Source organism: Nocardia sp. N2S4-5, from assembly GCF_044628355.1.
In the GTDB taxonomy this organism is placed as follows: domain Bacteria; phylum Actinomycetota; class Actinomycetes; order Mycobacteriales; family Mycobacteriaceae; genus Nocardia; species Nocardia wallacei_B.
This window is the reverse complement of record NZ_JBIUPM010000001.1, coordinates 7,837,406-7,852,372: the sequence shown is the minus strand read 5'-3', so window position 1 is coordinate 7,852,372 and position 14,967 is coordinate 7,837,406. Positions and strand designations below refer to the sequence as shown.

12 protein-coding genes are annotated in these 14,967 nt (G+C 70.5%); 5 read left to right on the top strand and 7 right to left on the bottom strand.

Annotated features, from left to right (window positions below):
- Positions 1-233: 233 nt before the first annotated feature.
- From ACFMRZ_RS36205 to ACFMRZ_RS36185, 5 genes are all read right to left on the bottom strand, one after another.
- Positions 234-1,493, bottom strand: a complete 1,260-nt coding sequence (locus ACFMRZ_RS36205) for a PucR family transcriptional regulator (protein WP_400182644.1) — start codon at positions 1,491-1,493, stop codon at positions 234-236.
- A gap of 127 nt (positions 1,494-1,620) precedes the next feature.
- On the bottom strand, positions 1,621-2,622 hold the full coding sequence (locus ACFMRZ_RS36200) for an alpha/beta hydrolase (protein WP_400183058.1): 1,002 nt from the start codon (positions 2,620-2,622) through the stop codon (positions 1,621-1,623).
- Between the two features lie 70 nt (positions 2,623-2,692).
- Positions 2,693-3,631, bottom strand: a complete 939-nt coding sequence (locus ACFMRZ_RS36195) for a glucosyl-3-phosphoglycerate synthase (protein ID WP_400182643.1) — start codon at positions 3,629-3,631, stop codon at positions 2,693-2,695.
- Between the two features lie 18 nt (positions 3,632-3,649).
- Entirely contained in the window at positions 3,650-5,230 is a 1,581-nt protein-coding gene (locus ACFMRZ_RS36190; protein WP_400182642.1) for a glycosyltransferase family 39 protein, read from the bottom strand.
- A gap of 112 nt (positions 5,231-5,342) precedes the next feature.
- A complete protein-coding gene (locus ACFMRZ_RS36185) occupies positions 5,343-6,761 on the bottom strand; it encodes a condensation domain-containing protein (RefSeq protein ID WP_400182641.1) in 1,419 nt (472 codons plus the stop codon).
- Between the two features lie 250 nt (positions 6,762-7,011).
- Here ACFMRZ_RS36185 and ACFMRZ_RS36180 point away from each other — a divergent pair, with 250 nt between their 5' ends.
- Complete coding sequence (locus ACFMRZ_RS36180) at positions 7,012-8,082, top strand: alpha/beta hydrolase (RefSeq protein ID WP_400182640.1); 1,071 nt, start codon at positions 7,012-7,014, stop codon at positions 8,080-8,082.
- Positions 8,083-8,136: 54 nt separating this feature from the next.
- Positions 8,137-8,661, top strand: coding sequence for a maleylpyruvate isomerase N-terminal domain-containing protein (locus ACFMRZ_RS36175; protein ID WP_400182639.1), 525 nt, complete (start codon positions 8,137-8,139; stop codon positions 8,659-8,661).
- A 25-nt stretch (positions 8,662-8,686) separates the two neighbouring features.
- On the opposite strand, the gene ACFMRZ_RS36170 is transcribed toward ACFMRZ_RS36175, so the two are convergent.
- Both ACFMRZ_RS36170 and ACFMRZ_RS36165 read right to left on the bottom strand, forming a co-directional pair.
- Positions 8,687-9,334, bottom strand: a complete 648-nt coding sequence (locus tag ACFMRZ_RS36170; RefSeq protein ID WP_400182638.1) for a TetR/AcrR family transcriptional regulator — start codon at positions 9,332-9,334, stop codon at positions 8,687-8,689.
- A 50-nt stretch (positions 9,335-9,384) separates the two neighbouring features.
- On the bottom strand, positions 9,385-10,692 hold the full coding sequence (locus ACFMRZ_RS36165; RefSeq protein ID WP_400182637.1) for an NtaA/DmoA family FMN-dependent monooxygenase: 1,308 nt from the start codon (positions 10,690-10,692) through the stop codon (positions 9,385-9,387).
- A gap of 145 nt (positions 10,693-10,837) precedes the next feature.
- Between ACFMRZ_RS36165 and ACFMRZ_RS36160 the strand changes: the two genes are divergently transcribed.
- From ACFMRZ_RS36160 to ACFMRZ_RS36150, 3 genes are all read left to right on the top strand, one after another.
- Positions 10,838-12,082, top strand: a complete 1,245-nt coding sequence (locus ACFMRZ_RS36160) for a serine hydrolase domain-containing protein (protein WP_400182636.1) — start codon at positions 10,838-10,840, stop codon at positions 12,080-12,082.
- 192 nt (positions 12,083-12,274) lie between these two features.
- Positions 12,275-13,330 (top strand): alpha/beta hydrolase, encoded by a 1,056-nt coding sequence (locus ACFMRZ_RS36155; RefSeq protein ID WP_400182635.1) that lies wholly within the window; start codon positions 12,275-12,277, stop codon positions 13,328-13,330.
- Positions 13,331-13,479: 149 nt separating this feature from the next.
- On the top strand, positions 13,480-14,952 hold the full coding sequence (locus tag ACFMRZ_RS36150; RefSeq protein WP_400182634.1) for an MFS transporter: 1,473 nt from the start codon (positions 13,480-13,482) through the stop codon (positions 14,950-14,952).
- Positions 14,953-14,967: the final 15 nt, after the last annotated feature.

Sequence of the window (14,967 nt, the reverse complement as noted above, 5' to 3'; positions counted from 1 at the left end):
GAATTCACTATTACCCGCCGAATTTCGCTGTAGCACTTCCCCAACCGGCCATCGATGGATGGTCATGACATTCCCCGTTCGACGCTGCGAGGGCACACAATTGCACGGCGTAATTCGCCAGGGAGAAACTCTAGCCCGAACCGCGCGGCGGGAACAGGTCGAAGTGCACATCGCTGCGCCGGAACGTTGTGCATTGTTGCCGGTGCGCCGCGGCGGGACGGCCGCGCGGCGGGTCAGTGCCCGTCCGCGGGTCCCAGGACACGGACGATCTCCAGCGCCATCGCGATGTGCAGCGGACGCTGTTCGAGCGGGTACGGCAGCAGGGCGCGGACGCGGTCGAGCCGGTGCACGATCGTGTTGCGGTGGGTAAACAGCGCCCGCGCGGTCCGGGTGGTGTTCGAGCCCTCGTGCAGATAGACGCGCACCGTCTCGCGCAGCTCGGGATCGGCGGACATCAGATTGCCCAGCGTGCGGGCGACGAACTCGCGGGCGCGCTCCTCGTCGCCGCCGGTGGCCAGCGCGACCACCTCGACCTCCTCGTAGGTCGCCAGCCGCGCGCCCGAGGGCAGGCGGCGCATGAGTCGTTGGGCCGCAACGGCATCCAGGTGGGCGCGCCGGAATCCCGCCATCCCCGTGCCGATCGAGCCGACCGCCATGCGCACGCCGGGCGCGGTCATCGCGGGCCGCACCTCGGCCAGCGGCGGCACCTCCGCAGTCGGCAGCCACACCCACAGCGTGGACGGGCTGGGCACCAGGGTGAGCGGCCGCACCGATCCCGCGGCCTGCGCGAGCGCGTTCACCACCTGCTCAAGCGGCTCGGGTGCGGCCGGATAGGAGTCGCTCCACACGATCGCCGCCAGATGCGACCGGTCCAGTTCGTACCGCAGCCGTGCCCCGGCCCGGCCCGCGCTGATCGGCGCCCCGCCGAGCACCAGGTTCAGCGTCTCCATCCGCTCGGTGTGGTCGACATCGGCCAGTTCCCGGCGCTCGCGCTGGATCAGCTCGAACACACCGGCCAGGGTGTCGTCGATGAAAGCGAATATCGAACCCATGATGACGTCGAGCAATTCCCGCACCTCGTACGGATCCGGGCTCACGAAGAACGCCAGCTGCGTCCATTTCCGGATGGCCGCGTTCTGCCCGGCATGGAAATTCGTGACCAGCATTTCGTCGAAACCGTGCCGCACCACCGAGCGGGCGATCTCGATGTTCTCCGCGGCGAGATTCGGCGCTACGGGCATTCCCGGGGAGGCGAGATTCGCCAGGCACCAGTGCGTGAGATTCGCGCGCACGCAGGCGCGGACCGCCTCGGCGAGCGCCGGTTCGGCGGCGATGGCCGGGCTGGCGGCGGCCAGCGAGGCGTCGTCCATCGCCTCGTACATCAGCTCGGGGTGGTCCAGCACCATCTCCACCGCCGCCCGCAGCAGCTCGGCGGTCCGTTCCGACGGCGGTTCCCAGTACCGTGAGCTGACACCGAAGGCGTCGCCGACCATCGCGCTCCTCCGATCCGACGCGTCCCTACTGTCGGTCGGCCAGGCTACGACACCGCGGCGATGCCCGAAATGTGCTGCGGCGTCGATGATGACGGTCCACAATCCGGTGCCGGGACCGCGATGACACCTAACGCACCCGGCGGGCCAGCGCGGCCTCGAACATCGGCCAGGAGTTGTGCAGGTCCTGCTGCCAGTAACCCCACGAATGCGTGCCGGTCGGGCGGAAGTCGAAGGTGGCCGGAATGTCCAACTCCCGCAACCGGTCCCGCAACTGGTAGGTGCACACGTTCGCGATCGCCTCGAGCGGCGCGCCGAACATCAGCTGCCAGGTGAGCTGCAGCAGGTCGCCGCGGGTGCCCTCGGGGGTGTCCAGCGCGCCGGGGACGCCGGTGCCCGTGGCCACGTAGATCGCTGTCCCACGCAACCGGTCGGCGTGCACGTAGGGGTCGTGGGCGGCCCACGCCGGATCCGACGGCGGCCCCCACAGGTTGGCGACATTGCCGCGCTGGCGCGCCACCACGGCGGCCACCATGGCCTGCCCGCCGGGGTTGCTGGTCTGGATGCAGCCGCTGTAGGACCCGATCGCCCGGTACAGGCCCGGCGCGCTCAGCGCGAGCTGGAACACCGACGTGCCCGCCATCGACAGTCCGGCGATCGCGTTGGCGCCGTTGCCGTTCAGGGCCGCGTCCACGATCGGCGGCAGCTCCGCGGTGAGGAACGTCGCCCAGCGCTGGCGGCCGAGAATCGGGTCGTCGGATCGCCAGTCGGCGAAGTAGCTGCCCGCGCCGCCGATCGGGATGACGACGTTGACCTGTTTGTCACCGAAGAATTCGGCGACGTCGGTCTCGTCGTACCAGCTGCCGTCCACTCCGCCGTTGGCGCCGTTGAGCAGGTACAGCGTCGGTGCGGGCGTCTGCTCGTCCGGGGCGCGCAGCACGCGGGAGCGGACGACGACGTTCATCGCGGCCGAGTACACGTACAGGTCGAGGTAGCGGCCGGGGTGTGCCTGGATGCGGTCGAGGCGGGAGCCGTCGGCCGACATCGTCACCGGCGGTTGTGCTTGTGCCACAGTAGGATCGGCGAGCTGCGCGACGGCCAGCAGCAGCGCCGCGAGCAGCGTGCGCCGCATCGGTGCGACGCGCGCGTGGTGTCCGGTCACGGTGAGTCCTTCGTTGACGGTGATCGCGCGGCGGGGACGGTCACGGGTTGAGCAGGGAGCAGTCGTAGGCGAGCAGGTCCGCCATGGCGGGGCGGTCCTCCAGCGACACCGTGGTGGTGTGCCGCCGCCACCCCGCGCCGTCGGGCCGGTACTGGGTCAGTCCCGTTCCGGAGTCACCGATCCCGAGCCGGTCCAGCATGGTCGCCACGATCTGGCGGCTCATCACGGCGAGTTCGTGGGTGGGGCGGTTGCGGTGTACCCGGGTGCCGAGGTCCACCTGCCCGATGGCGGACGCGCCGTGGCGGCGCCAGGTGTCGAGCAGCAGGCCGATCTCGACGCCGTAGCCGGGCGCGAACGGCACGGCGGTCAGCAGTTCGCGGGTCGCGGCGTATTCGCCGCCGAGCGGTTGCACGAGGTCGGCGAGGTCGGGGGCGAGCGCGGTCAGCAGCGGCCGGGCTACCAGTTGCGTGACCCGGCCGCCGCCGTCGGCGTCACCGGACGGGTCGTGCCCCAGCGGCCTGCGGTAGCAGCCCTTCACCAACCGCAGCCCGTCATCGAGCAGCAAGGGGGCCACCAGCGCGGGGACGAAGCGCGGGTCGGGGTCGCGCAGGTCGGAGTCGATGAAGACGATGATGTCGCCGGTCGCGACGGCCAGCGACCGCCACAGCACCTCGCCCTTGCCGGGGCGCGGCGGCAGCGAGGGCAGGGCCTGCTCGCGGGTGTAGACCGCGGTGGCGCCGGCCGCGCGGGCGCGGTCGATGGTGGCATCGGTGGAACCGGAGTCGACCACGATGAGCTCGTCGACCAGCGTGCCCACCAGACCGCGAATCGAGGCGAGCACGCCGCCGACCGTCTCCTGCTCGTTCAGCGCCGGGACGACGACCGAAATCGTCCGGCTCCCTTTGTATTCGGTCAGTTCCGGGAGCGACCATTCGCCCCGGAACCAGGTGATGCCCGTGGTGTCGGCCGTGAGCGACATCGAATCTCCTTGTGCGCGTCAGATGCCCGCGTCGAGCACGTTGGTGGTCAGAACCGGCCAGGTCTCGGCCCAGGACCGGGCGGGCCGGTCGCAGCGCCAGACGGTGAGCTTGCGGTCGATGCCGGGGAAACCGAGCGGGTCGTCCAGGCGAGCCACCGGGCGGACGCCGGAGAACGTCCGGCGCAGAGTGGTTTCGGCGGCCGCCGGGGCGACATACAGGACGGTCGTGGCGGTTTCGGGCGGCGTCCCGAAGTAGGCGAAGCCGCGGTCGGGGCTGTACACCGCGGGCAGGTCCGTGCGGTCGAGAGCGCTTGCCTGCCAATAGGTGTGCGTGACGATCACGGTGCGCGCTCGCTCGTCCGGCGGCAGTTCGCGATAGGCGTCGCGCACGGTGGCGGCCAAGCGGTCCCAGCCGCTGGTGCCGAACAGTCGCAGGCGGGCCGACAGCTGGCTCTGCGTATCGGTCGGCTGCCGCAGCTCCCCGGCCGGTCGCGGCAGGAGGGTGAGCACCGTGCCGACGATCGCGGCCGAGAGTACGGCCGACACCATCGCCGCCGCGGGCATCCAGCGGATCTCGCGGTCGAAAAGCCATACCGCACCGGCCGCGAACAGCACCGGGAACAGACCCGCCAGATAGTAGGGCCGGCTCCCGGTGTCCAGCAGGAACAGCAGCTGGCACAGCACGGCCACGGCGACGAACCGGTGGCTGTACAGCCCACGAGAGATCGTCGCCGCCCGGCCCCACGCCCACAGTCCCGCCGCGGCGAGGATCCCGCCGAGCAACCCGACGAGCAGGACCAGTTGCAGCGGCAGTCCGGGGACGCCGCCGGTCGCGGCCTGCTGCTCGGCCCGGATCACCGCGCCCATCGCGACCTGCGGCCAGCCGTGCCGTGCCTGCCAGAGCACTCCCGGCAGCGCCGACCCGGCGACCAGGAGCGCGCCCAGCCACAGCGCGCGGCGGCGCAGCAACTCGCGCGGGCCGCATAGCGCGATCCCCAGGCCGAGTCCGAGCAGCAGCGCCGGCAACAGCAGCTTGACCTGTATGTCGACCGCGGCCACCACCGCGGCGGCGAGCAGCAGCCGATCATCGCGAATCCGGTTCCAGCGCACCAGCAGCCACACCAGCGTCGCGGTGAGGGTGGTGTCCAGCGCGAAGGTCGACAGGGTCGCCGCCTGCGTCACCAGGAACGGGCAGGTCGCGTAGCCGAGCGCGGCCGTCACCTGCGCCGCGCGGCCACCGCCGAACTCCCGCGCCGTCGCGGCGGCCACGACGATCGCGACGACCGTCGCCAGGATTGCCGGGAACCGCAGCACGACAAGCGAATCCGGCACGAGGGCGTCGGCGCATCGCGCCAGCAGCGGTATCAGCGGTCCTTGGTCGACGTACCCGAAGGCCAAGCGCCGTCCTGCTGCCAAGAAGTACAGCTCGTCGCCGAAGTAGTCGTACCGGTCGGCGCGCGCGAACAGCACCGCCGCGGCCACGCCTGCGATCGCGAGGATCGGGCGAAACGCGAAGGGCGGCAGGGCTTCCGAAGCGGTGCCGAGAGCGCCGGACCGATCGGCGGCCTCGGCGTACGCGTTCCCGGACGTCGCCGTCAACGGCTCCTCCGGCTGACACCCGGCACCACCCGTGCCCGGACGCGGTGGCCCGCACGGGTTCCGGCCCGGACGCTCCCCGGCGGACGCGGCGGTCCGCCGCCATGCCGCCGTCTCATGAGCGCGGATCGGCGCGGATGCCGTAGTCCCCCTCGGCGGCGACCGCGGTGATGACCGAGGTCACCGTCTTCACGTACCGGTCGATCGACTCGTGGGCCTGCGGCGTGTCCGGGAACAGCACGCTGAGCTTGGTCTGGTCGTGGAAGCGGTTCACCCATGTGTACACCTCGCCGGCGGAGGAATTGTTGCCGAAGAGACCGCCGTTGATCTGGTCGAACATCTCCGCGCCCGCGATCTTGCGGACATCGACGTAGGACAGCATGGGGGCCGCCCAGCCCCGCCGGGTGCGGATACCGAGGTCGGGCGTGACCAACTCCAGCACCCGGTGCAGTGACACGTCGAGCAGATCCTTCGCGCGCTCGGCGGACTCCTGCGCCGGGCCGACCAGCGTGGTGAAGGTGTCGTCGGGCCGGATGGCCAGGGTGACCGGAATCAGGTTGGTATACCAGCCGATCGAACCGGCCTCCCCCGGCGTACCGCGGGTATTGGCCGGACTGAACCCGAAATACCAGTCCTTGCCGGTCAATTCGAGCTGGGCGATCGCCAGCGCCACGAACAGCCCGCCGTGGAACCGGCCACCGTGATCCACACACGCCTGCTCGAATCGGAGCGCGTCGGTCTCGCTCATCAGCGGCACGGTCACCACCGCGCCGGTGCTGTATCCGCCGCCACCGCCGAGTTCCAGCGGAAACGACGGCACGTCACCGTCGTTGCGCTGCAACAACTCCACCCAGCGGCGCACCTGCGGCGAATCCGCGGTCAACCGGCCGTTGCGCTCCCGTTCCCGGGCACAGTGGGCGATATGCCCATCGACCTCGGCGATCGGAACCTGGCCGCCGGACAGTTCGCGCCCGTACAGCGTGAGCAGATCCACGCACGACAGCGCCTGCGCCACCCCGTCGGTGTGCAGGTGGTCCACGGCCGCGTAGACGGTGAAGGACTGGTCGCGTTCGATGATGCCGAAACTGAAGCAGTCCCAGTCCTCGGGCCCCGGCGTATCGGCCTGCACGTGCGCGCGAATGGCCGCGCTGTCGGTGAATTCGCCGTGATCGGTGGCCTCGAATTCGATATCGTCGGCGTCGGCCACATGGCGCACGAAACGCCCGTCGGAATCGAGGGCGAACCAGCTGGAGAATGTATCGTGCCGCCGCAGAAAGGCATTCACCGTCCGGGTCATCGCCGCCTGGACCGGCGCGCCGGGGATATCGAATGCGATCATGCACAACCGGGATACGCGGAACCCCGCACCGGAATTGCGGTGCGCGGCTTGCAGATACGCTTCCTGCTGATACGACGGCCCGGTCCGGTGCACCGGCGCCCGCCGCACCGAAGCCCGTGACCTGGGCGATGCCGTCCAGCTGGTGAGCCTGCCCGGCTCCGGATGCCAATCGTCGAAGAAACCGAAATTGACCACGGATACCTCGATTCGTGTGGCGCAAGAGAACTCGACGCACCGGCCGTGTAACCCGCCGGTAACGTGGTGACGAGTTAACGGCAGGTGGGCGGGTATCACCACCGTCCGTTCGGAATCTTGTGAGCTTCCCCAGGATCGGGCGAGCCGCCCGACCGGTCGTCCCAATTCGGCGCGTAACCGCTTGTAGGGGTCGAATATCCGGTTCTACGGTGGCATCGAACACGCTCGCACGGAAGTAATGGGAGGCGCGGTGAGAAGTCGTGGCAGACGGTCCACCGGACGGACTCGGGCGGGCCTCAGGCTGCTGCTCGCGCCGCTGATCGTCGCCGGTCTGGCGCCGCTGACGCCCGCCGCCGCGGACGAGCCGGACCCGCTCGACATCCCGGCGCTCACGGCCGCCGCACTCCCGGCGCCCGACGGCTCGCGCCTCGTCGCGGCCACCGAGAGCGCCGACGGCATGCTGGACCTGCGCGTGCACTCGGCGGCCATGACCACCGATCTGACCGTGAAAGTCCGTCCGGCGCCAGATGTTTCGCGCCCGGCGCCGGTGCTGTACCTACTCAACGGGGCCAGCGGCGGCGCGGACTCCAGCAGCTGGACCGAGCAGACCGACATCACCGAGTTCTTCCGCGACAAGCAGGTCACGCTGGTGGTGCCGATGGGCGGCAACGGCAGCTACTTCGCCGATTGGCGCTCCGACGACCCGGTGCTCGGGCGGCAGCGGTGGACCACCTTCCTCACCGGCGAGCTGCCGCCGATCATCGACTCGGCTTTCCGCGGTTCCGGCGCCAACGCCGTCGCGGGCATCTCGATGGCCGGCACCTCGGTGTTCCAGCTCGCGCTCGCCGCACCGGGTCTGTATCGCGCGGTCGGCTCCTACAGCGGCTGCGTGCAGACCAGTGATCTGCAGGGGCAGGCGTTCGTCGACGCGGTCGTACTGCGCTGGCGCGGAAATCCCGCCAACCTGTGGGGTCCGCCGAACGATCCCACCTGGGCGGCCAACGATCCGTTCCTGCACGCCGAACGCCTGCGCGGCACCGCGATCTACGTGTCCACCGGAACGGGCTTTCCCGGACCGCTCGACACCCTCGACGGCCCCGGAATCCACGGCAGCTCCGGCAAACTCATCGGCCAGCTGGTCAGCGGCGGCGTCCTGGAGGCCATCACCAACCGCTGCGCGCTGACCCTGCGCGACCGCCTCGGCGGGCTCGGGATTGCCGCCACCTTCAACCTGCGCCCGGTCGGCACCCACTCGTGGGGTTACTGGCAGAGCGACCTGCACGACTCCTGGTCGGTCTTCGAGCCCGCCCTCGAGTCCTGACACCGGCCGAAAACCACTCGCCCCGCACCGCCCGTCGGCGGTTCACTGGCAGGCATGATCCCCCTCGACACGCGGCCGCTGTTCCCGCGGGAACGGCGCGAACTGATCAGCCTGCTCGAATCGCTCGAACCGGCCGACTGGGCGAAGCCGACGGTGTGCCCGGGCTGGGCGGTGCGGGATATCACCGCGCATATCCTCAACGACTACCTGCGCCGCCTGTCCGGCAGCCGTGACGGGCACGCCGGCGCCGCGGACCTGCTGCGGCCGGTGGTGGTCGCGTTCCTGCACGCCCTGCCCGCCGCCCTGCGCGACCGTCCCCGGCCGCCCGGCACCGCGGTGCTGGTCGAGGTCACCGGCACGGCCGGTGGGCGATGGGCCGTCATCAGCGACGGCACCGCATGGGACCTGACCGCGGCGATCCCCGAGGCTCCGGCAGCGGTCGTGCGAATGGACGCGGACACGGTCTGGCGGCTGGGCAGCCGCGGCCTCACCGTCGACCAGGCTCGGCAGCGCATCCAGTTTGAAGGCGACCACGAACTCACCATCTCCGCAACGACCCTGTTGGCCGTAGTCGCGTAGCCCGCCGTTGGGGGCGCGTAGCCCGCTATTGGGGGCGGGGGCCGTAGGCGGCGAGGAAGGTGCGGACCGCGGCGGTGGCGATGGCGCGGAGTTCGGCGATGCGGACCGTGTGGGTGCCCATTCGGGAGCGGTTCTCCACCGGGGCGGTCAGCAGCGCGAGGAACTGTTCGGCGGCGGTCGCCGGATCCTCGGTGCGCACGTGACCGGAGAGGGTCAGGCGGGCCAGGCGGTCGGACAGAGCGTCGAGCGTGCGCAGCCCGGTGCGCTCCCGGGCGAGTTCGACCAGTTCCGGGTGCACGGCGGCCTGTCCGTAGGCGAGCCGGCGCAGGGCTCGCGACCGATCGTCGTTGCAGATGCGCACCAGCCGGTACGCGACGTCCTCGAGCAGCGCGCCGATATCGGCGCCGGGACTGCGCAGGCGATCGAGCACGGCGACGCACTCCGCCCCCACCTCGTCCGCGACCACGGTGATCGACTCGCGCAGCAGGCTGTGCTTGTCGGTGAGGTGGTTGTACACCGTCGGCTTCGCTACTCCGGCCGCCGCCGCGATGTCCTGCACACAGGCCTGCTCGAACCCCTTGCGCGCAAAGACCTGAAATGCGGCGGCCAGAATCGCCTGCCGCTTGTCGATCCGCCCGCGCGACGCCGCACCCGCCGCCTGTCCCGCTGCCATTCCAGCAGCATATCCGCCCCGTTGTACCCTCCAGTTCAGTCGGGTGTACCTCAGGGCAAATCGTGGGGCGGGAGTGGCGGGAGTTCCAGGTTGTCGCGGAAGGTGTCACCCACGTAGTCGGCGCCGACGATGCGGCGGCGGCGGAGTTCCGGGAGCAAGCCGTCGAGGACGAATTCGCGCGAGCGCGGCTGGTCCAGGCCGCCGAGAGTGAGGACGTCGAGAACGCCGGCGGTGTAGCGCTCCTGCACCGCGTCGGCGATCTGCTCCGGCGTTCCCGCCACCGCCCAGTGTCCGGTGTCCTTCGCGGCGAGGATCAACTCCCGCAACGTCTTTCCCTGCCGGGCGAAGCGGCTGAAGATCTCGACGCGGCCGCGGCGGCGGTTGATCGTGCGGACATCCGGCAGCACATGCTCGGGAATCGACCGGTCCAGCGGTAGCTCGGCGAGGTCGATGCCGCCGAGCATGTCGGCCAGCCGCGCGCGCCCCGCCTCGAAATCGGTGGCCTCCCGTTGTTCGCGCACCGCGCGGCGGACCTCGGCCTCGGTCGCGCCGTAGGTCGCGTGCAGCGAACTCATGATCAGCGGCAGACCGTCCGCCCGGCCGAGTTCCGTAGCGCGGGCCCGGATGCGTTTCGCATAGGTCACCGCGTCCTCCAGCGTGGGCAGCGAGGTGAACACCACCTCGGCGAACCGGGCGCCGAGTTCGATCCCGGCCTCGGACTGCCCGGCCTGGAACTGCACCGGCCGCCGCTGCGGCAGCGCCGGAATATTCAGCGGACCGCGCACGGTGAAGTAGCGCCCCGCGTGATCGATCGGCCGCACCCGCCCCGCGTCGAGCACCGCCCCACCGTGGCCGTCCGGGCTCAGCGCACCGGGCCGCCAGCTGTCGAACAGGGCGTTGACGACCGCGATCGACTCCGCGGCGCGCGCATAACGCTCCTCCGGGCTCGGCAGGTCCCCGGCGCCGTAATTCTCCTCCCCCACCGACGAGGTGACCGCGTTCCAGGCCGCGCGCCCGTTGCTGACGTGATCGAGTGTCCCGAACAGCCGGGCCAGGTTGAACGGGTGGTGGAAGGTCGTGGTCACGGTCGCGATGAGCCCGACGTGCGAGGTCACCGCGCTGAGCGCGGACAGCACGATCAGCGGTTCCTGCGCGCCGATCGCGCCCTGCGCGCCGAAGCTGAGCAGGTCCGCCGCGAACAGCGCGTCGATCTTGTGGGCCTCGGCCAGCCGCGCCACCTCGACCGCGTCCGCGAGCGTCGATCGCCCGGGATCGATGGCGGCGGCGTACACCTCCGGCGACCCGCTCACTCCCGTCACGGTCTTCAACGTCCGGCGCGCTCCGGGCACACTGCTCATGCCGGGACGCTAACCGGGCCGGGCGCCGCGTCCACCAGTTCCGCTCAGCGAGATCCTATTGCCCGCCAACGGATTCCGGCCGCGAGCAACACGGCGGGCGCCGACCCGCGGACCCGCCGCGCGGCCCGTGGCTATGCTGGCTGCAATGACCAACGCGATGGTGACCGTTCCCGCCGACGTGGACTCGGTGACGACGACCGGGCCCGAGGACGATCCCGCCGACGCCGGGGTCACCCGCGCCGCCGTCGAGTCCCTCTGGGCCGAGGTCGTGGACTGGTACCGGCTCGGGACCACGCCCGCGATCCAGGTGTGCCTGCGTCGCAACGGCAAGACCGTGCTCAACCGGGCGATCGGCCATTCCCGCGGCAACGCGCCCCAGGACGAGCCGGACGCGGAGCGCGTCCCGGTGACGCCGGACATGCCGTTCTGCGGCTTCTCCACCGCCAAGGGCGTCTCCGCGACGCTGATGTTCATGCTGCTCGAACAGGGCGTCTTCGCACTCGACGACCCGGTCTGCCGATACATTCCCGAGTTCGCCGCCAACGGCAAGTCCGCCATCACCATCGGCCACGTGCTGTCGCATTCGGCCGGGGTGCCGTTCATCACCCCGCCCTACCGCGGCGCGGAACTGGTGCTGGACGAGGACCTGGCCGCGCGGGCGCTGGCCGATCTGGTGCCCAGCTGGCGCCCGGGCCGCTTCCGCGTCTACCACGCGATGACCGGCGGACTGATCCAGCGGCTGCTGGTGCGTCGCGCCACCGGCCGCTCGATGCGCGAGCACCTGGCCGAGCGGGTGCTCGGTCCGCTGGGCTTCCGCTGGACCAACTTCGGAGTCGGGCCCGACGACGTCGATCTGGTCGTCCCCAGCGTGCGGACCGGGCCGCCACCGTCGAAGGTGTGGAAGTTCCTGGCGCACAAGGCACTCGGCGGCGGGCTGAGTGGACCGGTGTCCGAAGCCGACAATCGCGCCTTCCTCACCGCCGAGTTGCCCTCGGGCAATCTCGTCACCACCGCCGCGGAACTGTCGAGGTTCTACGAGATCCTCACGCGCGGCGGCGAACTCGACGGGGTCCGGATCATCGAGCCCGACACCCTGCGGCAGGCGGTGCGTCCGGCCGCGTGGCTGCCGGGCGTGGCCGGGCGGGTGAGCCGCGCCGGGTTCGAATTGGGCGGGCGCAGATCGAAATTCGGCGCCCACACCCGCTCCCACTTCGGCCGCAGCGGGCTCACCACGCAATACGGCTGGGCCGATCCCGAACGCGCGCTCGCCGGGGCGATCCTCACCAGCGGCAAGTCCGCCACCGATATCGACCGCCCCACGCGGCTGTGCGCGAGGATCTCCGCCACCCTCGACCGGCTGCCGCCCTCGGAACGCGTCTTCGTCCTCTGATCAGTGCCGCGCACGCGGCACCCTTTGGGAATCGGGGCAATTCGCACAGGGAACGGCCTGGGAAGCGCCACAATATCGGTCGCGGCCCCTGGTCAACCCGACCGGCATGCTGTTGACTCGACATGGGTTCGGGGGGCACCTCGCCGTTCGCGCAGCGGCGGCGTGTCACGGCGTCCAGATCGGAGTGCGATGATGTCCGAGCGGCTGTCGCGGGGCCTGCTCACGGCGGCCACCGTGCTCGTTACGGCCTTGAGTGTCAATGGATTCGCCGTCGGCGGCATCGCCGCGGCCGAGCCCGCCGCGGGCGCACCGCTGACCGCCGAGGACGGCACGCGCATCGCCGATATCCGGCACATCTCCGCGCGCGTGCTCGATGTCGGCGTGCATTCCGCCGCGATGAACACCGTGACCCGGCTGACCGTGCTGCGGGCCGCCGATCCGGACCGCCCGGCGCCGACGTTCTATCTGCTCAACGGCGCCAACGGCGGTTCGGACGGCAACTGGCTGGAGACCACCGACCTGGTCCAGTTCTTCCGCGACAAGCAGGTCAATGTCGTGATCCCGTTCGGCGGCGCGGGCAGCTACTTCACCGACTGGCGCGCCGACGACCCGGTACTGGGCCGCCAGCGCTGGTCCACCTTCCTCACCCAGGAACTGCCGCCGATCATCGACGCCGCGTTCCGCGGCAGCGGCGCCAATGCCATCGCGGGCATCTCCATGGCCGGTACCTCGGTGTTCCAGCTCGCCATCGGCGCTCCGGAGCTGTATCGCGCGATCGGTTCCTACAGCGGCTGTGTGCGCACCAGCGACCCGCAGGGACAGGCCATGGTGCAGGCGGTCGTCACCGGCCAGCGCGGCAATGCCGCCAACATGTGGGGTCCGCCCAGCGACCCCGCGTGGGCCGCCAACGACCCGTACCTGAACGCGGACCGATTACGCGGCACCTCCATCTACGTCTCCACCGGCAACGGCCTGCCCGGTCCCCGCGACAATCTCCCCGGCGCCCACGGCGACGCGATGCAACTGATGTACCAGCTGTTCTTCGGCGCGCCCCTGGAAGTGGTCACCAACGTCTGCACCCACCAGCTGCAGGAACGCCTGCGGCAGTTGAAGGTTCCCGCCACCTTCGACTTCCGCGACAACGGCACCCACTCGTGGGGCTACTGGCAGGACGACCTGCACAACTCCTGGCCGATGTTCGAATCGGCGCTCACCCGCGACGACACACCCGCCCCGCCGAGTCGGTAGGTGTCACAACGCGTTGGTCCGGCTCACAACCGCCGCCCGCGCCTGCTGTGTGATCCGGGAATCTTCGCGTGTAAAGGGCGACAGGCAGATTCACCTCTGCCACAGTCCCACTCGGGAAATGACTTGTTCGACTGTCCGGAATCGGAGGCATGGTCGTGACCGAGGCCGATACCACCACCAGGCCCAGCGGCGAGTTGGCCGCCTGGCTCGCCTTCGCCGGCTGCCTGATCTCGGTGTTCATGCAGATGATCGACGTGACCATCGTGAATACCGCACTGCCGGACATCAGCCGCGATCTGCGTGCCTCGCAGTCGGCGCAGCTGCTGGTGGTGGCGGGATACTCGCTGGCCTTCGCGTGCACGCTGCTCACCGCGGCCCGCATCGGCGCGCTGGTGGGCCGCCGCAGGCTGTTCCTGGTGTCGGTGGTCGGCTTCACCGCCGCCTCGCTGTGGTGCGGAATGTCCACCAGCGCTACGGAATTGATCGTCGCCCGGGTCGCCCAGGGTATCACCGGCGCGGGCATGGCGGCGCAGACCATCGCCATCCTGACCGCCAGCTTCCCCCGCGAACGCCATCAGCAGGTCTTCGCGCTCTACGGCGCGACAGCCGGATTCGCGGGCATGCTCGGCCCGATCGTCGGCGGCGTGCTCATCACGATGAACATCGGCGGTTCGGGATGGCACGCGATCTTCCTGATGAACCTGCCGCTCGGGGTGCTGGCATTCGTACTGGCCCACCGGTTCCTGCACCTCGGCCCGGCGCCCGAGCGCGAGGGCCTGGACCTGACCGGCGCGATAGTGTCGACCCTCAGCCTGCTCCTGCTGCTGTCGGCGCTGGCCGACGTGCAGCAGAACGGCTGGCGCCCCGGGCATTTCGCGATGATCGCCGTCGCGCTCGTGGTCGCGGCCGTGTTCATCGCGCAGCAGCGGCGGCGATCGCGGCGCGGTGACGGCCCGCTGGTGCGGCTGGACCTGTTCGCGGACCGCGGTTTTCGGGTGGGTTCGGTGCTGGTGTCGATCTTCTTCGGGTTGTTCACCGCGTTCGTGTTCGCCGCCTCCATCATGTTGCAGGACGTGCTGCACTGGACACCGCTGCGCACCGGCATCGCGATGACGCCGTTCGCGCTGGGCGCCGGTGCGGGAGCGCTGCTTTCGCCGCTGTTCGTGAAGCGGTGGGGGGTGCGGGTACTCGCGGCGGGAATCGCCGTGTTCGGCGGCTGCGTGGCCATCGCCGCGGGTTATCTGTGGGTGACCGACGGCGAGGTGAGCCTGGCGCTGGCGGTGATCCCGGTATTCGTCGCCGGTTTCGGTGTCGGGGCCTTCGCCGCGCTACTGCAGCCGATCATGCTGGCCCGGCTCGACGTCGAGCGCATGGCCGAGGCCTCCGGCGCGCTGCCGACCATCGAGCAGATCGGCAACGCGGTCGGCCTGGCCGTGCTGAGCACCGTCTTCTTCCGCGCCCACACCTTGAACGGCAGCATCACCATGCTGTCGGCGATCGCAGTGGTCGCCTTCGGACTCGCCGTCCTCACCCTGGCCCTCCCGGAACCGCCGGGTGCGGACGAGCCACCGGAACACGTGCGGCACCCCGCACCGGCGCAGCCGGAGAACGACCCGGCCTGACCGGCCCGGCGCGCT

What these genes read in the sequence shown, in the direction of transcription:
- ACFMRZ_RS36195 (WP_400182643.1), bottom strand. Translation starts at nt 3,631, where the DNA reads ATGTCGCTCACGGCCGACACCACGGGCATCACCTGGTTCCGGGGCGAA.
- ACFMRZ_RS36155 (WP_400182635.1), top strand. Translation starts at nt 12,275, where the DNA reads ATGTCCGAGCGGCTGTCGCGGGGCCTGCTCACGGCGGCCACCGTGCTC.
- ACFMRZ_RS36205 (WP_400182644.1), bottom strand. Translation starts at nt 1,493, where the DNA reads ATGGTCGGCGACGCCTTCGGTGTCAGCTCACGGTACTGGGAACCGCCG.
- ACFMRZ_RS36165 (WP_400182637.1), bottom strand. Translation starts at nt 10,692, where the DNA reads ATGAGCAGTGTGCCCGGAGCGCGCCGGACGTTGAAGACCGTGACGGGA.
- ACFMRZ_RS36170 (WP_400182638.1), bottom strand. Translation starts at nt 9,334, where the DNA reads ATGGCAGCGGGACAGGCGGCGGGTGCGGCGTCGCGCGGGCGGATCGAC.
- ACFMRZ_RS36200 (WP_400183058.1), bottom strand. Translation starts at nt 2,622, where the DNA reads ATGCGGCGCACGCTGCTCGCGGCGCTGCTGCTGGCCGTCGCGCAGCTC.
- ACFMRZ_RS36150 (WP_400182634.1), top strand. Translation starts at nt 13,480, where the DNA reads ATGGTCGTGACCGAGGCCGATACCACCACCAGGCCCAGCGGCGAGTTG.
- ACFMRZ_RS36175 (WP_400182639.1), top strand. Translation starts at nt 8,137, where the DNA reads ATGATCCCCCTCGACACGCGGCCGCTGTTCCCGCGGGAACGGCGCGAA.
- ACFMRZ_RS36160 (WP_400182636.1), top strand. Translation starts at nt 10,838, where the DNA reads ATGACCAACGCGATGGTGACCGTTCCCGCCGACGTGGACTCGGTGACG.